This is a genomic window from Balneatrix alpica DSM 16621 (assembly GCF_000619885.1).
Lineage (GTDB): Bacteria > Pseudomonadota > Gammaproteobacteria > Pseudomonadales > Balneatricaceae > Balneatrix > Balneatrix alpica.
In genome coordinates this window covers 546,249-565,722 of sequence record NZ_KK211039.1, presented here as the reverse complement: position 1 = coordinate 565,722, position 19,474 = coordinate 546,249, and the positions used below count along the sequence as shown (strand labels likewise).

Annotated in this window: 16 protein-coding genes; 9 read left to right on the top strand and 7 right to left on the bottom strand. The window is 54.9% G+C overall.

Going from position 1 to position 19,474, the window contains the following annotated elements:
* Window positions 1-180: 180 nt before the first annotated feature.
* The 4 genes from gcvP to Q334_RS0111955 all read right to left on the bottom strand — a co-directional run bounded on the left by gcvP (window position 181) and on the right by Q334_RS0111955 (window position 6,334).
* Window positions 181-3,075, bottom strand: coding sequence for an aminomethyl-transferring glycine dehydrogenase (gcvP, locus tag Q334_RS0111970; RefSeq protein ID WP_035461382.1), 2,895 nt, complete (start codon window positions 3,073-3,075; stop codon window positions 181-183).
* Window positions 3,076-3,189: 114 nt separating this feature from the next.
* Complete coding sequence (gcvH, locus tag Q334_RS0111965) at window positions 3,190-3,582, bottom strand: glycine cleavage system protein GcvH (protein ID WP_027313419.1); 393 nt, start codon at window positions 3,580-3,582, stop codon at window positions 3,190-3,192.
* 62 nt (window positions 3,583-3,644) lie between these two features.
* The gene (gene glyA, locus Q334_RS0111960) at window positions 3,645-4,916 is read right to left on the bottom strand and encodes a serine hydroxymethyltransferase (RefSeq protein ID WP_027313418.1); all 1,272 of its coding nucleotides are present in this window, start codon (window positions 4,914-4,916) and stop codon (window positions 3,645-3,647) included.
* Between the two features lie 32 nt (window positions 4,917-4,948).
* On the bottom strand, window positions 4,949-6,334 hold the full coding sequence (locus Q334_RS0111955) for an L-serine ammonia-lyase (RefSeq protein WP_027313417.1): 1,386 nt from the start codon (window positions 6,332-6,334) through the stop codon (window positions 4,949-4,951).
* Window positions 6,335-6,774: 440 nt separating this feature from the next.
* Between Q334_RS0111955 and gcvT the strand changes: the two genes are divergently transcribed.
* Window positions 6,775-7,899 (top strand): glycine cleavage system aminomethyltransferase GcvT, encoded by a 1,125-nt coding sequence (gene gcvT, locus Q334_RS0111950; RefSeq protein ID WP_027313416.1) that lies wholly within the window; start codon window positions 6,775-6,777, stop codon window positions 7,897-7,899.
* 399 nt (window positions 7,900-8,298) lie between these two features.
* On the opposite strand, the gene Q334_RS18995 is transcribed toward gcvT, so the two are convergent.
* Window positions 8,299-9,492 carry a D-alanyl-D-alanine carboxypeptidase/D-alanyl-D-alanine-endopeptidase gene (locus Q334_RS18995; RefSeq protein ID WP_051527760.1) on the bottom strand — a complete coding sequence of 398 codons (1,194 nt, stop codon included), beginning with the start codon at window positions 9,490-9,492 and terminating at the stop codon, window positions 8,299-8,301.
* Window positions 9,493-9,698: 206 nt separating this feature from the next.
* On the opposite strand from Q334_RS18995, the gene Q334_RS0111940 reads away from it, so the two are divergent.
* Both Q334_RS0111940 and Q334_RS0111935 read left to right on the top strand, forming a co-directional pair.
* The gene (locus Q334_RS0111940) at window positions 9,699-10,874 is read left to right on the top strand and encodes an acyl-CoA dehydrogenase (RefSeq protein ID WP_027313415.1); all 1,176 of its coding nucleotides are present in this window, start codon (window positions 9,699-9,701) and stop codon (window positions 10,872-10,874) included.
* Window positions 10,874-12,085, top strand: a complete 1,212-nt coding sequence (locus Q334_RS0111935; RefSeq protein WP_027313414.1) for a CaiB/BaiF CoA transferase family protein — start codon at window positions 10,874-10,876, stop codon at window positions 12,083-12,085. The genes Q334_RS0111940 and Q334_RS0111935 overlap by 1 nt, the downstream gene beginning before the upstream one ends.
* A 51-nt stretch (window positions 12,086-12,136) precedes the next feature.
* Here the strand turns inward: Q334_RS0111935 and Q334_RS0111930 are convergent, their stop codons facing one another.
* Together Q334_RS0111930 and Q334_RS18990 are read right to left on the bottom strand one after the other, a co-directional pair.
* Complete coding sequence (locus Q334_RS0111930; protein WP_051527759.1) at window positions 12,137-12,637, bottom strand: thioesterase family protein; 501 nt, start codon at window positions 12,635-12,637, stop codon at window positions 12,137-12,139.
* A gap of 188 nt (window positions 12,638-12,825) precedes the next feature.
* Window positions 12,826-14,379: an alanine/glycine:cation symporter family protein gene (locus Q334_RS18990; RefSeq protein WP_051527758.1), complete on the bottom strand. Its 1,554-nt coding sequence runs from the start codon at window positions 14,377-14,379 to the stop codon at window positions 12,826-12,828.
* 560 nt (window positions 14,380-14,939) lie between these two features.
* Here Q334_RS18990 and Q334_RS0111920 point away from each other — a divergent pair.
* The 6 genes from Q334_RS0111920 (at window position 14,940) to aspS (ending at window position 19,387) form a co-directional block, all read left to right on the top strand.
* A complete protein-coding gene (locus Q334_RS0111920; RefSeq protein ID WP_027313412.1) occupies window positions 14,940-15,179 on the top strand; it encodes a hypothetical protein in 240 nt (79 codons plus the stop codon).
* 141 nt (window positions 15,180-15,320) lie between these two features.
* Entirely contained in the window at window positions 15,321-16,163 is an 843-nt protein-coding gene (locus tag Q334_RS0111915) for a CvfB family protein (protein WP_027313411.1), read from the top strand.
* Between the two features lie 84 nt (window positions 16,164-16,247).
* Complete coding sequence (locus Q334_RS0111910) at window positions 16,248-16,604, top strand: VOC family protein (RefSeq protein ID WP_027313410.1); 357 nt, start codon at window positions 16,248-16,250, stop codon at window positions 16,602-16,604.
* Window positions 16,605-16,711: 107 nt separating this feature from the next.
* Window positions 16,712-17,140, top strand: a complete 429-nt coding sequence (locus Q334_RS0111905) for an HIT domain-containing protein (protein ID WP_035461379.1) — start codon at window positions 16,712-16,714, stop codon at window positions 17,138-17,140.
* 169 nt (window positions 17,141-17,309) lie between these two features.
* Complete coding sequence (locus Q334_RS0111900) at window positions 17,310-17,579, top strand: FmdB family zinc ribbon protein (protein WP_027313408.1); 270 nt, start codon at window positions 17,310-17,312, stop codon at window positions 17,577-17,579.
* Window positions 17,580-17,614: 35 nt separating this feature from the next.
* The gene (gene aspS, locus Q334_RS0111895) at window positions 17,615-19,387 is read left to right on the top strand and encodes an aspartate--tRNA ligase (protein ID WP_027313407.1); all 1,773 of its coding nucleotides are present in this window, start codon (window positions 17,615-17,617) and stop codon (window positions 19,385-19,387) included.
* Window positions 19,388-19,474 lie beyond the last annotated feature (87 nt).

Here is a 19,474-nt window from a genome sequence, read left to right as displayed (position 1 = left end):
TGATGCGTCTAAGGTCCCGTATGGGGTTAGGCTGCTACTGCTATTCAGGCGATGAGCTTGCAAATGGAGAGAAACAAAAGTGAGGGAAAGTGAGTAAAAATGGCGGGAAGAGGGAGTTGTTGCGATGCTTAAAAAAGGGGAATGCATCAGGCCCGCCCCGGAGGACGGGCCTGCGTCTGCTTAGCGGTAGCTATCTACGCTAGGGCAGGAGCACACCAGATTACGGTCGCCGTAAACGTTGTCGATACGGTTAACCGTGGGCCAGTATTTGCTGGTGGGCTGTACCCCTTTGGGGAAGACCGCCTGCTGTTGGCTGTAAGGACGCTGCCAGCCTTCGGTCAGATCGTCCAGGGTGTGAGGCGCTTTCACCAGGGGGTTGTTGTCCGCTGGCAGTTCGCCGTTTTGAACCTGGGCGATTTCTTCACGAATGGCGATCATGGCATCACAGAAGCGATCCAGCTCCGCCTTGGACTCGGACTCGGTCGGCTCGATCATCAGGGTGCCGGCTACCGGGAAGGACATGGTGGGGGCATGGAAGCCATAGTCCATCAGGCGCTTGGCGATGTCTTCCTCGCTGATACCAGAGGCCGCTTTGAGCGGACGAATATCAATGATGCACTCGTGCGCTACCCGACCGTTACGGCCACGATAGAGCACAGGGTAGTGCGGAGCCAGACGGTTCATGATGTAGTTAGCATTCAGAATGGCCATCTGGGTGGCTTCACGCAGGCCCTGAGCGCCCATCATTTTGATGTATACCCAAGAGATCGGCAGAATCGCTGCGCTGCCGAAGGGGGCTGCGGAAACCGCGCTATTACCTTCGGGGACGCCCTCTACTGGGTTAACCGCATGGCTGGGCAGGAAGGGGGCTAGGTGGCTCTTCACACCGATCGGACCCATGCCGGGGCCACCGCCGCCGTGGGGGATGCAGAAGGTTTTGTGCAGGTTCAGGTGAGAGACGTCAGAGCCGAATTTGCCTGGCTTGGACAGACCGACCTGGGCGTTCATGTTGGCGCCGTCCATGTAGACCTGACCACCATGCTGGTGGATGATTGCGCAGATCTCGACGATCTCTTCTTCAAACACACCATGGGTAGAGGGATAGGTCACCATCAGGCAAGACAGGTTGGCTGAGTGCTGTTCTGCCTTGGCGCGCAGATCATTGATATCGACGTTGCCGTTGTCGTCACACTCAACGATCACCACCTTCATGTTGGCCATGGCCGCTGAGGCGGGGTTGGTGCCGTGGGCAGAGCTGGGGATCAAGCAGATATCGCGGTTATCCTGACCGAGGCTGGCATGGTAGCGACGAATCGCGACCAGACCAGCATATTCGCCCTGAGCACCGGAGTTGGGCTGCATGGAAATAGCATCATAACCGGTGATTTCAGCCAGGTCGGCGGCCAGCTCATCAATCATGCGCTGGTAACCACGGGTTTGCTCTTTCGGGGCAAAGGGGTGGATATCGGCAAACTCAGGCCAGGTCACCGGAATCATTTCGCTGGTGGCGTTGAGCTTCATCGTACAGGAGCCCAGCGGAATCATGGCGTGAGTCAGGGACAGGTCTTTGTTCTCCAGACGCTTCAGGTAGCGCAGCATCTCGGTTTCTGAGTGGTAGCTATTGAAGGTCGGGTGAGTGAGGAAGTCGCTGCTACGCTGGTAGCTGGCAGGAATGCCGCTAAAGCTTTGCGCCACGATGTCAGCATCCAGGCTAGCGACATCCAGGCCATGGTTAGTGCCCAACAGCACATCAAAGAGTTCCGCCACATCAGCGGCGCCCTTACGCTCATCCAGGCTGATGCCGAGCTTGTCACTACCAACTTTGCGCAGGTTCAGGCCGGCATCCAGCGCACGCTGGTACAGGGCAGACTGTTCGTTGCCCACCACCAGGGTCAGGGTGTCAAACCAGGTATCATTTTCCAGCTTGATGCCTTTTTGTTGCAGACCTTTGGCCAGGATGCTGGTCAGGCGGTGAATGCGTCCGGCGATTTGACGCAGGCCTTTCGCACCGTGATAGACCGCATAGAAGCCCGCCATGTTGGCCAGCAGTGCCTGGGCAGTACAGATGTTGGAGGTGGCTTTTTCGCGGCGGATGTGTTGCTCGCGTGTTTGCATGGCCATACGCAGGGCAGGCTTCTGGTGGCTGTCGATGGAGACGCCAATAATCCGGCCAGGCATGGTGCGCTTATGGGCATCCTTAGTGGCGAAGAAGGCGGCGTGAGGGCCACCGAAGCCCATGGGGACACCAAAGCGCTGGGAGGAACCGAATACCACATCCGCACCCAGTTCACCTGGGGTTTTCAGTAACACCAGGCTCATCAGGTCTGCGGCAACGCATACCAGGGCTTTTTGGCTCTGGGCCTGTTTGATCAGGGCTTCCAGGTCATGGATTTGACCGTTGCCGCCTGGGTACTGCAGCAGCAAACCAAAGACTTCATGGTTGGCCAGATCGCTGTAAGGATTGCCAATCACCAGCTCGAAGCCAAAGTATTCTGCACGGGTCTTGAGCACATCCAGGGTTTGGGGGAAGACGTCTTCGGCAACAAAGAACTTATTAGTCTTCAGCTTGGAGGAGCGTTTGCACAGGGCCATGGCTTCAGCGGCAGCGGTGGCCTCGTCGAGCAGGGAGGCGTTGGCCAGTTCCATGCCGGTCAGGTCCATGACCATCTGCTGATAGTTGAGTAGACCTTCCAGGCGACCCTGAGAAATCTCAGGTTGATAAGGGGTGTAAGCGGTATACCAACCGGGGTTTTCCAGTACGTTGCGCAGGATGACCGCCGGCACGATGGTGTCGTAGTAGCCCATACCGATGTAGGACTTGTTGACCTGGTTCTGCTTGGCCAGTGAGCGCAGATAATTCAGGGCGTCGCTTTCCGTCATGGGCTCCGCCAGGGCCAGGGGCGCCTGCAGGCGGATACTGGCAGGAACGGTGCTGTTTACCAGCTCCTCCAGGGAGTTCAGGCCCAGGCTGCTCAGCATCTCTTGAGTGTCAGCGTCGCTGGGGCCGATATGACGGTCGATAAAGTCGTGGCGCTGCTCAAGAGCCTGCAGCGGTAGGTTGTGGGGAGTGCTCATGGGTCTACCTTTACCATCAATGCCGGAATAGGGTGGCGCAAGCTGATAACTGTAGCAGTCGTGGCTCAACTTGCGCGCAAACAAAGATCGGCGCAGGGCAGCGCCGATCTGGACTTAGGACTCTTCGGCAACCTTTTCTTCGTAGGCTGCAGCGTCCAGCAGGCTGGTTAGATCATCCTGGTTGGCCAGTTTCAGCTTGAAGATCCAGCCTTCGCCATAGGGATCCGCATTCACCTGCTCAGGGGTGTCATTCAGGCTCTCGTTCACTGCTACCACGGTGCCTGCCAGAGGGGCATAGAGGTCGGAAGCCGCTTTCACGGACTCAATCACGCCGAACTCTTCGTCCGCACCCAGCTCACGCTCAACTTCAGGCAGTTCAACAAATACCACGTCGCCCAGCAGTTCTTGGGCGTGGTCAGTTACCCCAACGGTTACGGTGCCATCACCATTGTCCAGGACCCACTCATGGGTGGCGGTGTAACGCAGGTTGGCTGGAATCTGGCTCATTTTGTTTTCCTATATTGTTCAATGTTGCCTAACAGAAAAAAGTTTCCGCAATTATCCCCTAATCAGGAGTAAATGGGGAAGTGTTCACACAGAATTTGTACCTGACGACGCACTTGGCGTTCACAGGCGGCGTCGCCTTGTGGTTGCTGGCGTAGCGCATCCAGTACGTCACTGATCAGGTGACCAATCTGACTAAATTCTTTAGTCGTAAAGCCGCGGCTGGTACCTGCTGGAGTGCCGAGACGAATTCCCGAGGTAACGGTGGGTTTTTCCGGATCAAAGGGAATGCCGTTCTTGTTGCAGGTAATGCCTGCGCGTTCCAGCGCCTGCTCGACGATATTGCCAGTCAGGCCCTTGGGGCGCAGGTCTACCAACAGCAGGTGGTTGTCGGTGCCGCCGGATACCAGATCGCAACCCCGTTCCAGCATGACGGCCGCCAAGGCTTGAGCGTTGTCGACCACTTGTTGGATGTAGTCTTTAAAGCTGGGCTGCAGTGCTTCGCCAAAGGCAACCGCTTTAGCGGCGATGACATGCATTAAAGGGCCACCCTGTAGGCCCGGGAAAACCGCTGAGTTAATTTTCTTGGCAATGGCTTCATCATTGCTGAGGATGATGCCACCGCGGGGGCCGCGGAGGGTTTTGTGGGTGGTGCTGGTGACGACGTGGGCGTGGGGCACTGGGCTGGGATGATGGCCGGTGGCAACCAAGCCAGCAATATGGGCCATATCGACCATCAGATAAGCGCCGACTTCATCGGCAATGGCTCGCATACGGGCAAAATCAATCACCCGAGGGTAGGCTGAAGCGCCGGCGATAATCATTTTGGGGCGATGTTCTTTGGCCAGGCTTGCCAGTTGATCGTAGTCAATCTGCTGGTTGTCCTGGCGCACACCGTACTGCACGGCATTAAACCACTTACCAGATAGTGCAGGGCGGGCACCGTGGGTCAGGTGGCCGCCGGCATCGAGTGACATGCCCAGGATAGTGTCGCCAGGCTGCAGCAATGCCAGCATTACCGCACCATTGGCCTGGGCTCCGGAGTGGGGCTGGACATTGGCAAACTGACAGCCAAATAGTTTCTTAATCCGTTCAACCGCCAGGGTTTCGGCGACGTCGACAAATTCACAGCCACCATAGTAACGCTTGCCGGCATAGCCTTCGGCATACTTGTTGGTGAGTACGCTGCCTTGGGCTTCCAGCACGGCGCGGGAGACGATGTTCTCGGAGGCAATCAGCTCAATCTGTTGCTGCTGACGACCGAGCTCGTCAGTAATGGCCTGGGCCAGCAGGGGGTCGCGCTGACTCAGGGAGGCGGAGAAGAAATCAGACGTCATGGGGCTTCCTTCAGGCTTGTTATCAGTATGGGTTAGCAGTTAACGACGTTGACGGCGAGGCCGCCGGTGGCGGTTTCTTTATATTTATCCTGCATGTCGACACCGGTTTGGCGCATGGTTTCGATCACGGAGTCGAGGGAGACGTGATGTTCGCCAGTGCCACGCAGGGCTAAGCGGGCGGCGTTGATCGCCTTGATCGCTCCCATGGTATTGCGCTCGATGCAGGGCACCTGTACCAGACCCTTAATCGGATCGCAGGTCAGGCCGAGGTTATGCTCCATGCCAATTTCGGCAGCATTTTCAATCTGTTCATTGCTGCCGCCCATGGCAGCACAGAGGGCACCAGCGGCCATGGAACAGGCCACACCAATTTCCCCTTGGCAACCCACTTCGGCAGCGGAGATAGAGGCATTGCGTTTGTAGAGCATGCCAATGGCGGCGGCAACGGTCAGGAAGGTAATGATGCCCTGCTCATTGGAATGAGGGACGAAACGATCGTAATAGGCCAGTACCGCTGGAATCACCCCAGCTGCACCGTTGGTGGGGGCAGTCACTACCCGACCACCGGCAGCGTTTTCTTCATTGACGGCCATGGCATACAGGTTGACCCAGTCCATGACGGTAAGCTGATCTTTAAAGCCGGCTTCCGGACGTTCGGTTAGTTCCGTGTAGAGTTTGGCGGCTCGGCGTTTAAGGTTTAACCCTCCTGGCAGCACACCGGTTTCACGACAGCCGCGGCGGATACAGGCATCCATTACCTGCCAGATCTGTAATACCTCGGTGCGATATTGTTCGGGGCTACGCCAGGTTTTCTCATTCTCCATGACCAGGGCGGCAATGCTCAGGCCGTGGGTTTTGCATTGCTGCAATAATTCGGCGGCGTTACGGAAAGGATAGGGAACGTCGTCATCGCGGCGCAGGCGATCATCCCCGGCGTTCTCAGTCTCTGGCTCTGACAGTACAAAGCCACCCCCGACGGAATAGTAAGTTTGCTGATACAGCTGAATGCCCGCTTCATCAAAGGCGCGCAGTTGCATGGCATTGGGGTGCTTGGGCAGAGACTGGCCGAACATAAACTGCAGGTGGCTAGCTTCGTCAAAGGGAATGCTGTGCTCGCCGCCGAGTTGCAGGGTCTGGCTTTGCCGCAACTGCTCAATGCGTTGCTGAATTTGATCAGGGTCAGTCAGGTCTGGACGCTCACCCATCAGGCCTAAAAGTACGGCGGTGTCGGTGGCATGGCCCTGGCCGGTCATGGCGAGGGAACCAAACAAAGCGGCTTTTACTTCTTTAGTTTGCGCAAAGACACCCGCTTGACGCAGTTCATCCAGGAAGCGATAGGCCGCCCACATGGGGCCAACGGTATGGGAGCTGGAGGGGCCAACGCCAATTTTAAACAGATCAAAAACGCTCAGTGACATAGGGTTCTCCACCGACCAGTTGTGTTGTTATTGGAGGCTGTGCGGCCAGGAGGCGGTGACAGCGGTTAGTCGGTTAAAAAGTTTCCAATAGGAAACATGGTTAAACTTAGGTGCCAGCGCTTGGACTGTCAAGCCTCTCTAATTTATGTAGGGTTGCCAGGGGCGCCTCGCAATAGCTGCTAAGTATAGATAAGCCGTGGGGCGCTGACCCTGCATCTTGATTAATCCTTTAATTAGTTGCGGTAATGGATGGTTATGAAAAACCGAAAAATGCTGCCAGTTGAGGGGGCAAAGGTTGCCTGAGGTGACACTTTGCAGTAGTGTAAGTTTCAAATTGGAAACAAGGTTGCGGTTTTCCCCGGTTGTTTAATGATGGCCGGGAAGAAGCTCAGGCTTCGTGGAACCCTAACGAGTAAAAAATAACGCCAATAGGTAAGACCATGTCAGAACAGACTCCCTTGCTACGTACACCTTTATTCGATCTTCATGTGGAGCTGGGGGCCAAGATGGTGCCCTTCGCTGGTTATGAGATGCCGGTGCAGTATCCCCTGGGAGTCAAGAAAGAGCATGAACACACTCGTGAACAAGCGGGTCTGTTTGATGTGTCTCACATGGGGCAGTTAAAGCTCAAAGGAGCGGAAGCCGCTGCGGCGCTGGAAACATTGGTGCCGGTGGATATCCAGGACTTGCCAGTAGGAAAGCAGCGCTATGCGCTCTTTACTAATGATCAGGGAGGTATTCTGGATGACCTGATGGTGGCTAACCTGGGTGAGTACCTATTTGTCGTGGTGAACGCTGCTTGTAAGGAGCAGGATATTGCCCATCTGCGTCAGCATATTGGCTCGCGTTGTGAAATCGAAGTGCTGGAAGATCGTGCTTTGCTGGCCTTGCAGGGGCCTAAAGCGGTTGAGGTGTTGGCGCGCCTGAATGCGGATGTTAGCAAGATGATCTTCATGGATGCTGGCCGCTTTACTCTGTTGGGTGAAGAGTGTCTGGTGAGCCGCTCGGGTTATACCGGCGAAGATGGTTTTGAAATTTCGGTACCGGCGCATAAAGCTGAGGCACTGGCGCGTGAGCTGCTGGCGCAGGCGGAGGTTGAGTTCATTGGTCTGGGGGCGCGTGATTCTCTGCGTCTGGAAGCGGGGTTGTGTCTGTATGGCCATGATATTGACACTACTACTACGCCCTTTGAGGCCAGCCTGCTATGGGCTATCTCCAAACCCCGTCGTGCCGACGGTGAGCGGGCAGGAGGGTTCCCTGGAGCGGAGGTGATTCTTGCTCAGATCGCCAGTAAAGAAGCTTCCCGCAAGCGGGTGGGGTTGATTGCTGAGGGCCGCGCTCCTGTTCGTGAAGGAACAGAGTTGGTGGATGCCGACGGCAAGGTCATTGGTCAGGTGACATCCGGTACTTTTGGTCCGACCAAGAATGCGCCAGTGGCGATGGGCTATGTGCATACAGCTCATGCTGCGTTGGGTTCAGAGGTGTTCGCTATGGTGCGCGGTAAGCCACAGAAAATGGTGGTGAGCGCGATGCCCTTTGTGCCGCAGCGTTACTATCGAGGTTAAATAAACGAGGTTAAACAAGCGAGGTTAAACAAGCGAGGTTAACTGCATCAAGGCTAACAGCATTGAGGTTAACCTATCGCAATCGTTTCTAGCGGCATCATCGTTGGGTGGTACCGCTAGTCACGGCGGCTAAGCGTTGGCTTGCCGCTGTGGTTAAGGCAGTCAGATGGTCGAATGCTGTCTGCTGCCGCCAATCTGGGTAGGGCTGATCTAGGCGGTGCTTGGATTGCTGGCAGGGTTGCCTGCTAACACTGGTTTGAGTTGTCCTCTTCGGCTTCCCTGAAGCCACCTTTTTGAGAACCTTGCCACCCTCGCTTGTCTTCCCGCTGCTGTGCAGCAGGCAAGGTTCTCACTTTTCTCTTTCTGCCCTGATGGGCTTCCGGTTGATTGTCTTGCTGCTTATTTATTCAGCGCGTTGCGTAATCGTTCGGCGAGTTCAAAGCGCAGCTGCTGGGCATTGGCCTGTGGCAGCATTAAGGCAAAAGCCAGCCATTGTCCTTTGACCTCCAAGTAGCCAGCCAGGGTGCTGGTGTCCGATAGGGTGCCGGTTTTGGCTTGTACACCAGGGCGCTCCAGATTAAGCAGGTTTTGATAAGGGCGCATCTTATCCAGTAGTTGACCTAATTGGGCGGGGCTGAGCTGGTTTTGTCGGGAGAGCCCTGCCGCCTCGGCGATTTGGACGTTACGCCAGTCAAACTCACTGACAATAAAACTCTGTATGGCAAGTTGAGCTTTGGTGAGAGTGGCTGGCGCGCCGAGCTGCTCTGCTCCCAACACCAGAAAGAGCTGATTGGCGATGAGGTTATTGGAGTACTTCAGCATGCCTTCTAATAACTGGCTTAGGGGCTGCGGGTTGATAAAGGTCAGGTAGGGTTTGGCGCTGGCAGGTAGGGTGCCGGTTTTGAGGCTGTTGCCGACACTGATACCTTCCAGACGCAGGAAAATAGCCAGCAGTTCGGCCAGGTGCAGCTGTTGAGTACGGCTATCTGGGCCAAGGTTGATCCGACCTTCTAGTCCCGGCAGGCGAGGAGCCTGTTGATAGGCTGCCTTGGTCATGGGCGTCTGCCATTCGGGGGAAATAATCGAACCGCCATCGCGTTTGAGTGCCACGGTGTTGTAGTTAGCAATGGCTGCGCCGGGGTGAGCATCGTAAGGGTTATGGCTGTTGCCGATTCCGTCAGGAACTTGGTTGCTGGCGAAATAACTACCATCTATTCCAACCCCCTTAATTTTTTTCAAACCTTTTGAGCGCAAGGCTTTCGCTAGTTTTTGCAGTACTTCAGAGGTGAGGCCTGGATCGCCTTTGCCCTGTAGCCAAAGGATGCCGTCAGCATCAAGCCAGAGAGGAGTCTTGAATTGATAACTAGGCCCCAAGCGTTGCAGGGCGTAATAGGCGGTCAGTAGTTTCAGGGTGGAGGCGGGCACCTGAGGCTGTTCGGCCTGTTGGTTGAATTCAGGGTGTTGTTCTACCCAGAGTCCGGCGGAATGGGGTAAGCCGTTTAACGGGCTGGCATGGCTATTTAGGCTGAGGTTGCCAATAACCAGCAGGAAGGTCAGGAGCGACTTGAGGAAAGGCTGAATCGGCAATTGCATGGCTGGGTCCGTTGATGCTCATCGCAATAAGGAGGCCTAGTCTAGGGGCTAGTGCTGGTCAGGGACAAGTATCGCGGCACTTTGCTGGGGCTGGGCTAAGGTAGTAGAGGGCAGGCTTGCATCCCCTGGGGGATGGGTGTACTTTGTCCACACTAAATAACATTTTCTGCAAAATATAAAAATGTCGACATTTTATGGAGTCCACTATGGCTAAGCCCCAATTTAACTGGCAAGACCCTTTTCTGTTGGAAGAGATGCTGAGTGAAGAAGAGCGGATGGTGATGCAGGCGGCGCGTGAATACGCTCAAGGTAGCCTGATGCCACGTATTCTGGAAGCCAACCGGCACGAGCATTTTGACCGCGAAATTATGTCTGAGCTGGGTGCGTTGGGACTACTGGGCTCTACCTTGCCGGAAGAATACGGCTGTGCCGGTGTAAACCATGTCTGCTATGGCTTGACCGCACGAGAAGTGGAGCGGGTCGATAGCGGTTATCGTTCGGCGATGAGTGTGCAATCTTCCCTGGTGATGCATCCTATTTATGCATACGGCAGTGAAGCGCAACGGCGTAAATACCTGCCCAAGCTGGCCACCGGTGAGTGGGTAGGCTGTTTTGGTCTGACCGAGCCCGATGCCGGTTCTGATCCAGGTAGCATGAAAACCCGCGCCACCAAGGTGGCGGATGGTTATTTGCTCAGTGGCAGCAAAATGTGGATCACCAACTCCCCGATCGCCGATGTCTTTGTGGTGTGGGCCAAGCTTGAGGGTGAAATCCGTGGCTTTGTGCTGGAAAAAGGCATGAAGGGCCTGAGTGCACCCAAAATTGAGGGCAAATTCTCCCTGCGTGCTTCTATTACCGGCGAAATCGTAATGGATGAAGTGCTGGTGCCTGAAGACAACCTGCTGCCCAATGTCAGTGGTTTGAAAGGCCCCTTCGGCTGCTTGAACAAGGCCCGCTACGGCATTGCATGGGGGGCGCTGGGGGCAGCGGAATTCTGCTGGATGCAGGCGCGCCAGTACTGTCTGGATCGCAGCCAGTTTGGCCGTCCGTTGGCAGCGACGCAGTTAATTCAGAAAAAACTGGCGGACATGCAAACCGAAATCAGCCTTGGCCTGCAGGGTTGCCTACGGGTAGGGCGTTTGCTCGACGAGGGACGTTGTGCACCGGAGAATATCTCCCTGATTAAGCGCAATTCCTGTGGTAAGGCACTGGATATTGCCCGTATCGCCCGGGATATGCACGGTGGTAACGGTATTGCCGATGAGTTCCACGTCATTCGTCATGTGATGAATCTGGAGGCGGTCAATACCTATGAAGGCACCCATGATGTTCATGCGTTGATTCTTGGTCGTGCTCAGACCGGTTTGCAGGCGTTCAAGTAATGGCTGGCGCACTGGCAGGCATCAAGGTGCTGGATTTGTCACGAGTATTGGCTGGCCCTTGGGCCAGCCAGACCCTGGCGGATCTGGGGGCGGATGTGGTGAAGGTCGAGCGGCCAGGGGCGGGGGATGATACCCGCCATTGGGGACCACCCAATCTCAGCACAGCTGCAGGTGAGCCCACAGCGGAGTCGGCCTATTTCCAGAGTGCTAACCGTGGCAAGCGTTCTCTGACGTTGGATTTTACCCAGCCAGAAGGTCAGGCCCTGGTGCTTAAGCTGGCAGCGCAGGCGGATATTCTGCTGGAAAACTATAAGGTTGGCGGCCTGGCTAAATATGGGCTGGATTACGCCAGTCTACGCAAGTTGAATCCCGGTTTGATTTACTGCTCCATCACCGGCTTTGGTCAGCAGGGGCCCTATAAGCAGCGTCCTGGCTATGATGCGATGATTCAGGCGATGGGAGGGTTGATGAGCCTGACCGGTGAGCCGGAGGGGATGCCGGTTAAGGTGGGAGTGGCGTTGGCAGATATTATGACCGGGCTCTATGCCAGCACCGGCATTCTGGCGGCATTACATCACCGTAATCGCACTGGCGAAGGTCAGCACCTGGATCTGGCCTTGCTGGATGTGCAGGTAGCGACCCTGGCTAATCAGGCGATGAACTACCTGGTGAGTGGCGAAACACCTAAGCGCTATGGCAATGCCCACCCGAATATCGTGCCCTATCAGGCATTTGCAGTGGCGGATGGCCACCTGATGTTGGCGGTGGGGAATGACGGCCAATTTCGTCGCTTCTGTGAGGTGGCGGGGGCGGCGGAGTTGGCGGATGATCCGCGCTTTGCCACTAACGATGAACGGGTACGTCATCGTCAGCAGCTCTTGCCGCTACTGGAGCCGTTATTACTGCAAAAGGACTTGGATACCTGGTTGGCTCAGTTGGAAGCGGCCAATGTGCCCTGCGGTCCGATCAATACCCTGGATCGGGTGTTTCGTGATCCCCAGGTGCAGGCACGGCAAATGCTGGTGGAGTTAGAGCATGCCAGTGCCGGGCTGCGGCCTTATGTGGGCAGTCCGTTGAAGTTTTCTGCCACCCCCGTGGACTATCATCGAGCCCCACCCCTGTTAGGTCAGCACACGGCAGAGGTATTGGCAGACTGGCTGAGCCTGTCCGCCGAGCGGGTAGCCGAGCTGCATGAGCAGGGTGTGGTGTAAGTGAGTCGCGCTTAGCGTGATATTGCCTGAGCTGTCCGTCCTGCCAGCAGTTTAGAGTGGCAGGGCTGGACGGCTGATACCGCCGCCGGCCCGTTCTGGGATTGGCAACTGTGCCTGCTGTTGGCTCAACGCAAATAAGGCTTGTTCTATCTCGCGTGGCCAGGGTGCGGAACGGCGCTGCTGCATGTCCACCCCGATCAGCAGCGTTTCCATCTCCACCAGGGTCTCCCCTGACTCGCTATTAAGCAGTTGATGATAAATACGTAGACGTTTTTCGTCATAAGCGAGCAGTTGGCTGCTGGCTTGCAATCGCTGCCCTAAACGGCCTTCCTGGCGATAGTGCAGTATGTTTTGCAGGGTAAAGGCGCTGAATTGGCGCTGTTCGCGGCTGATGGCATCCAGGCCAATGGCATCCAGCAGGGTGTCGGTGGCGCGGGACAGCAACACCAGGGCATAACCCTCATTCAAATGGCCATTGTAATCGCAGGCCCAGTCTTCAATGTTGCCCAGTTCAGTGAGGAGATAGGGGGGAGTGAGTAACGGTGGGGTCATGGTGCCTCCTGGCAATCTCTGGCTTGACTGAATGTCGTGCTAAAGGCGCTCGGGCAAGCGCTGTCACTCAGGGTGGTTAATCTTGCTAAATAGAGCAAGCCAGACCAAGGTCGTGGCGGGGGGAGTTGGCAGCAAAAGCAGAGGATAAAAAGCCCCGGCAAGCCGGGGCGAGAGAGCAAACTTAAGGCTTAGGCTGGCTCGACATCCAGATCTTCACGATCCTTGCCGGCGTTAGCCTGTTGGCGATAGTTTTTGATCGCGCCGCTCTTGATGCGGGCCATGTAATCCGCCAGATCACGCTTGACCACCGGGGCCAACAAGTACAGGCCAGCAATGTTGGCCAGTGCCATAGCGAAGATCATGGAGTCGGAGAAATCGATAACCGGGCCCAGATTCATGGCTGCACCAATAACAACGAAGACGCAGAAGATGAACTTGAACGTTAGGTCAGAGGCTTTGCTTTCCCCAAACAGGTAAGTCCATGCCTTGGTGCCGTAGTAAGACCAGGAGATCATGGTGGAGTAAGCGAACAGCACCACCGCTACTGCCAGAACGTAGGGGAACCAGGAGATGGCGCTACCAAAGGCAGCGGAGGTCAGTTCAACGCCACTCATGCCACCGGTGGTATACATGCCAGTAATGACGATAACCAAGGCGGTCATGGTGCAGATCACGACGGTGTCAATGAAGGGTTCCAGCAGGGAAACGAAGCCTTCTGACAGGGGCTCGTTAGTGCGCACCGCAGAGTGAGCGATGGCAGCAGAGCCAATACCCGCTTCGTTGGAGAAGGATGCACGCTTGAAGCCCTGAATCATAACGCCGATGACGCCACCGGCCACACCTTCAGCGCTGAAGGCACCTTCGATAATCAGATTGATAGCAGTGGGGATCATGTCGGCATTCATCGCCAGAATCACCGCACCGGCAGCCAGGTAGATGCCCGCCATAAAGGGAATGATCTTCTCAGTCACCTTGGCGATGGACTTGATCCCGCCGATGATGACTACGCCAACCATGATCGCCAGCAGCAAGCCGATCAACCAGGCTTTGTCAGCAAAGAAAGATTCACTGCCGCCGGTCACATTAATGATTTGCTGGGCAGTTTGGTTGGCCTGGAACATGTTGCCGCCACCGAAGGCGCCACCGATACAGCAGATGGCGAAAAAGACCGCCAGGAAGCGACCCAAGCCGGCTTTGCCTTGTTCCGCCAAGCCTTTGCTCAGGTAATACATCGGGCCGCCGGAGACGCTGCCATCAGCATTAATGTTGCGGTACTTCACCCCCAGGGTACATTCCACAAACTTGGAGGACATCCCCAGGATGCCGCCCATGATCATCCAGAAGGTGGCACCGGGGCCGCCGATGGAAACTGCCACGGCCACACCAGCAATGTTACCCAGGCCAACGGTTCCGGATAGGGCAGCTGTTAATGCCTGAAAGTGAGACACCTCACCCTTATCTTTCGGGTCGGTGTAATCGCCGCGTACCACGCGAATAGCGTGCTTGAAGCCACGAACGTTGATAAAACCAAAGTACAGGGTGAAGAACAGCGCCGCGACAACCAGCCAGACAACGATCAAAGGCAGGTTGGCGTCTCCAACAGGAACAGAGTAGAAAATGATGCCAGCAACCAAGTTAGCAATAGGGGCTACAGCTTCGTTGATAGCAGCGTCGAGGCCCTCTGCGTGAGCAGCAGGCAGAACACCCAGAAGGGCGAAGAGTCCGAGCAAAAGTTTTTTCATAGCATGTACTCTTGTTTAGTTGTTGTTAAACCGGCAGGCATGCTTCCCGCTGGTTTTCGCTGATACCACCCGGTGGAGGTGGCTAAACATTTGCGTAGGACGCTGACGCAAGGGAGGCCAGGTAACCCTGGAGGCTGGGTAGGAACAAAACGAGGCTTTGCACACCACTGACTCCGGCAAATGTTTATTATTTTCACCGCTGTTTAAGGGTTGAGCGTTTTGGAGTTCCTTCAAGCTCAAGCACCACGGTGCCGGTCCGTCTTGGGTCGAGCATTCTACTGGAATGGCAGTGGTGAATTTTTTTGAAATAATTGCGTTGGTGAGGAAATTTTCTGTTTGCTCTGTCTTAAACAGGGAAAAATCCTGTCTTTTTCTTGTGTTACTTGTTTGCAAGGGTATTTGTGAAGATAAGTAGCAAATTTAACTAATGAAATTGATTAGGGCGAGATAAGTTGCTGCTGTCACAGTGCTGTGAGTTGTAGGCCTGTGCCATACAGATTGGCTAATCTAGCTGCTTGTCTTCTTTTGTCAGTCGGCAAACTTAAATAGGAGAGTATCTGATGGGGTTTTCTGTTCACGAAAAGGAAAAGATGATTGCTCTCAAAGGCGTAGGTGCAACGGTGGTTGCACGTTTAGAGCAAATTGGTTTTTCGTCTTTATCACAGTTGGCGGAGGAAGATCCGGCTGATGTGACCAAGCAAATTTCCCAAATGATGGGTTCAACCTGTTGGCATAACAGTCCGCAGGCGAGGGGAGCCATTCAGGCGATCATCACGCTAGCGCAGGAAAGTGTGGAATGAGTGTGGTGTGTTGCCTTGGTTATGTGTTTATAGATCACTAGTCCAGGGGTACATCCGTACCGACCGATGAGGGGATAGGTCGGCCAAGGGCGCCGTGGTAGAGTACGCACCCACAATCCTCATCGATGAAGAGACATTCCCGTGATCAAACTCGGCAGACTCAACAGGCTTAAAGTAGTGCGCGAAGTCCCGTTCGGGGTCTATCTCGATGATGGCGACAGCGACGGTATTCTGCTGCCCAAGCGTGAAGTGCCGGAGGGTTGCCGTCTTGGCGACCAGTTGCAGGTGTTTGTTTACCTTGACTCGAAGGATATTCCTATCGCTTCCACACGTAAGCCCAGGGTGATGGTGGGGGAGTTTGCCAGTCTGAAGGTTACCGACGTTAACAGAGTAGGGGCATTTCTGGATTGGGGCATGCCCAAAGAGTTGTTCTTGCCCTATAGCGAGCAACTGAAGCCGCTGAAAGTGGGTGACTGGTGCACCGTTTATATCTATATCGACAATAGCAAGCGCATTGCTGCCTCAGCCAAGACGGATCGCTTTATTGAACCGGCTCCCACTGATCTTGCGATAGGGCAGGCGGTGGAACTGCTGATCCTACGGCGTACCGATCTTGGTTATCCGGTGATAATTGATAATCGCTACGAAGGCTTGCTGCATCATCAAGACTTGTTTCGTGAGGTGCGCCCCGGTATGCGTTTGAGTGGCTTTATTAAGCAGTGCCTGGCGGATGGCAAGGTGGATGTGATGCTTGATAAGCCAGGCTATGCAAGGGTTGATCCGTTAGCGCAGAAGATACTCGATTATTTAGAGGCCCATGATGGCTTCTGCCCTCTGGGGGACAAAAGTGATCCTAATGCCATCAGTGACACCTTTGGGGTGAGTAAGAAGGCTTACAAGATGGCGCTCGGTGCGCTGATGAAGGCGGGTCGCATTCGTCAGGATGAGCAGGGTGTGCACTTAAAATCTACTAGTAACTGGTAGTTGCGTAGTCATAACACCTCTGTGACATGTTTTTGTTAACGGGGGGATGCGCCTAACCAACGATAAGGCAACATATAGGAAGCAATGACTACTCCAGCGCATTTTGGTGTGGTGATCTACGCTGCTAATCTTCCCGCCCTGGCGCAGTTTTATCAGCAGATGTTTGGCTTGACGGTGCTTCATCAAACGGCAGAGCTGATCAGTTTGGCTGGTGATGGCGTCAATCTTGTTCTGCATGTGCCGCCAGTGGCGCTGCTGGAGCCACACTTTAATCGCACGAAGATGTTTGTTGCGGTGGCTGATCTGTCGGAGGCTCGGCAGCAGGCGGTTGCCTTAGGTGGTCAGGCGCTGGAGGGGGAGTGGGCTAACCCTATCTTCAGGGTGGCTAATATCCTAGATCCGGAGGGAAATCATATTCAATTGCGGCAGTTTCACCGTTAGTTAAGCTGGGTGAAATCCAGGGTGGCTGGTCTGCATATCCCGCCCTTGTTCTTCTTAATCACTCTGGTTAGGCTGCCTGCTGGTTAGCCTTGACGACTGGAATGCTTATGTCTGCTTTTAATCTCCATCCGCAGTTGGCGGCGGATACTCTGGTAGTGGGTGATTTGCCGCTGTGCCGGGTATTATTAATGAATGATTGCCAATATCCCTGGCTGATTTTAGTGCCGCGCCGGGGGCAGTTGCGTGAGCTGTATGAGTTGGATGAGACGGATTTAGCCCAGTTTTATCAGGAGTCTTGTCAGGTGGGGCGCCGGTTAATGGTGCACTTTGCCGGCGATAAATTAAATGTGGCAGCGTTGGGCAATATGGTGCCTCAGCTGCATGTGCATCATATTGTGCGTTTTCAGCAAGATCCGGCCTGGCCTGCTCCTGTTTGGGGAAAATTGCCTGCGCGCCCCTATGAGTCGGCGCAACTGGCGGAACTCAAACTAGCGTTGCAGCAACTCTTGGCGCCTGTCGGCTTAAGCCCGTTATGATGCGGAGTGTTGAGTGCTATTTCCTTTTTTGAGCAGGGTCGGCGCTGGTTTAGTCAGGTGGCGTCGGCGGTAGGCAAGGCGATTATTTGGGGTATATAATGTCGCGCTTTGCAAAGGGGTTCCCTTTGTGCTCTGTTCCAGTCATTGGTGATTTGCAAGGGCGTAAGCGATGCCTATTTATGAATACCTCTGTAGCGCTTGTGGCCATGAACTTGAAGCGATTCAAAAGTTCAGTGATGACCCTCTAACCGAGTGTCCCAGTTGTGCTGAGCCACAATTGGTTAAACAGCTCTCTCTGCCGGGTTTTCGCCTGAGTGGCAGTGGCTGGTATGAGACCGACTTCAAGACAGGTTCGAAAAAGAATCTGGCGGACAACAAGGGTGAGTCCTGTTCCGCAAACCCGGCTAACTGCGGTGCCTGCAGTGCCGGAGCGGATTGAGACTCCCCTCCAGAAGATTAATCAGGAAGCTATATATGCGCAGCCATTATTGCGGCGAACTTCGTGAACAACAGATTGGCCAGGAAGTCACTTTGTGTGGATGGGTACACCGTCGCCGTGACCACGGTGGGGTAATCTTCCTGGATTTACGTGATCGGGATGGCATCGCTCAGGTGGTGTTTGATCCTGATGCCGAAGAAAGCTTTAAGCGTGCTGACCGGGTTCGTAACGAGTATGTGGTTAAGGTGCGCGGTAAGGTGCGTGCTCGCCCTGCCGGAACTGAAAACCCTGATATGGCGACCGGTAAAATTGAGGTGCTGGGTCTGGATCTTGAGATTCTGAACCAGTCTGAAACCCCACCCTTCCAGTTGGATGATTACCAGCAGGTGGGTGAGGATGTGCGCCTGAAATACCGCTACGTTGACCTGCGTCGCCCGGAGATGGCGGCTAAGCTGCGTTTCCGCTCTAAGGTGACCCACGGTATTCGTAATTATTTGGAGGAGCAGGGCTTCCTCGATATTGAAACCCCTATCCTGACCCGTGCTACCCCTGAGGGTGCGCGTGATTACCTGGTGCCTAGTCGTACACACGAAGGTAACTTCTTTGCGCTGCCGCAATCGCCGCAGCTGTTTAAGCAGTTGCTGATGGTGGCGGGATTCGATCGTTACTATCAGATTGCCAAGTGCTTCCGTGACGAAGACTTGCGTGCTGACCGCCAGCCTGAATTTACCCAGATCGATATGGAAACTTCCTTTATGGATGAGGAAGGGGTCATGCAGATTGCTGAGGGTATGGTGCGGACGCTGTTTAAGGACCTGCTCAATATCGAGTTTGGGCAGTTCCCCCGTATGCCTTATAGCGAGGCAATGCGTCGTTTTGGTTCCGATAAGCCTGATCTGCGTATTCCGCTGGAGTTGGTGGATGTAGCTGATCTGGTGGCGGGTGTGGACTTTAAGGTGTTTTCTGGCCCGGCTCAGGATGCCAAAGGTCGTGTGGCTGCACTGCGTGTACCCAAGGGTAATGAGCTGACCCGTAAGCAGATCGATGATTACACCAAGTACGTGGGCATTTATGGTGCTAAGGGGCTGGCCTATATCAAGGTGAACGACAAGGCGGATGCAGAAAATGGTCTGCAATCGCCGATCGTGAAGTTCCTCGGGGTGGAAGTCTGCCAGGCGATTCTTGAGCGTGTGGGCGCTGAGAATGGCGATCTGGTGTTCTTCGGTGCGGATAAGGCCAAGATCGTTAATGAGGCCTTGGGTGCGCTCCGGATCAAGCTGGGTGAAGACATGAACCTGATTGAGCGTCCCTGGGCGCCGCTATGGGTGGTGGACTTCCCCATGTTTGAGGAAGATGACAAGGGTGGTCTCAGTGCCGTGCATCATCCCTTTACTTCACCTAAAGGCAGCGTAGAAGAGCTGCAGGCTGACCCCGCCAATGCGCTGTCCCGCGCCTATGATATGGTGCTGAACGGGGTGGAACTGGGTGGTGGTTCTATCCGTATCCACGATCAGAAAATGCAGCAGGCTATCTTTGCGATTCTGAATATCAGCGAAGAAGAACAGCAGGAGAAATTTGGCTTCCTGCTGGATGCACTGAAATTGGGTGCGCCTCCCCATGGTGGTCTGGCTTTTGGTCTGGATCGGATGATTATGCTGATGACCGGTGCGAAGTCGATCCGTGAAGTGATTGCCTTCCCGAAAACCCAGAGTGCGGCTTGCCCGATGACGGAAGCTCCTGGTGAAGTCAGTGCTAAGCAATTGCGTGAGCTGCATATTCGGGTGCGGACATCTGCAAGCGAAACCTAATAACTCGGCTCCTCGGAGCGAGGTGAAGGTTGATAGACGGGCACTCAGGTGCCCGTCTGCTTTCTAGTGAAACGGATCTAGTCAAAG

Coding starts and splice junctions, on each gene's coding strand:
- aspS (WP_027313407.1), top strand. CDS start 17,615: ATGCGCAGCCATTATTGCGGCGAACTTCGTGAACAACAGATTGGCCAG.
- glyA (WP_027313418.1), bottom strand. CDS start 4,916: ATGACGTCTGATTTCTTCTCCGCCTCCCTGAGTCAGCGCGACCCCCTG.
- Q334_RS0111940 (WP_027313415.1), top strand. CDS start 9,699: ATGGCTAAGCCCCAATTTAACTGGCAAGACCCTTTTCTGTTGGAAGAG.
- Q334_RS0111905 (WP_035461379.1), top strand. CDS start 16,712: ATGTCTGCTTTTAATCTCCATCCGCAGTTGGCGGCGGATACTCTGGTA.
- Q334_RS0111900 (WP_027313408.1), top strand. CDS start 17,310: ATGCCTATTTATGAATACCTCTGTAGCGCTTGTGGCCATGAACTTGAA.
- Q334_RS0111955 (WP_027313417.1), bottom strand. CDS start 6,334: ATGTCACTGAGCGTTTTTGATCTGTTTAAAATTGGCGTTGGCCCCTCC.
- gcvH (WP_027313419.1), bottom strand. CDS start 3,582: ATGAGCCAGATTCCAGCCAACCTGCGTTACACCGCCACCCATGAGTGG.
- Q334_RS18990 (WP_051527758.1), bottom strand. CDS start 14,379: ATGAAAAAACTTTTGCTCGGACTCTTCGCCCTTCTGGGTGTTCTGCCT.
- Q334_RS0111935 (WP_027313414.1), top strand. CDS start 10,874: ATGGCTGGCGCACTGGCAGGCATCAAGGTGCTGGATTTGTCACGAGTA.
- Q334_RS18995 (WP_051527760.1), bottom strand. CDS start 9,492: ATGCAATTGCCGATTCAGCCTTTCCTCAAGTCGCTCCTGACCTTCCTG.
- Q334_RS0111910 (WP_027313410.1), top strand. CDS start 16,248: ATGACTACTCCAGCGCATTTTGGTGTGGTGATCTACGCTGCTAATCTT.
- Q334_RS0111920 (WP_027313412.1), top strand. CDS start 14,940: ATGGGGTTTTCTGTTCACGAAAAGGAAAAGATGATTGCTCTCAAAGGC.
- gcvT (WP_027313416.1), top strand. CDS start 6,775: ATGTCAGAACAGACTCCCTTGCTACGTACACCTTTATTCGATCTTCAT.
- Q334_RS0111930 (WP_051527759.1), bottom strand. CDS start 12,637: ATGACCCCACCGTTACTCACTCCCCCCTATCTCCTCACTGAACTGGGC.
- gcvP (WP_035461382.1), bottom strand. CDS start 3,075: ATGAGCACTCCCCACAACCTACCGCTGCAGGCTCTTGAGCAGCGCCAC.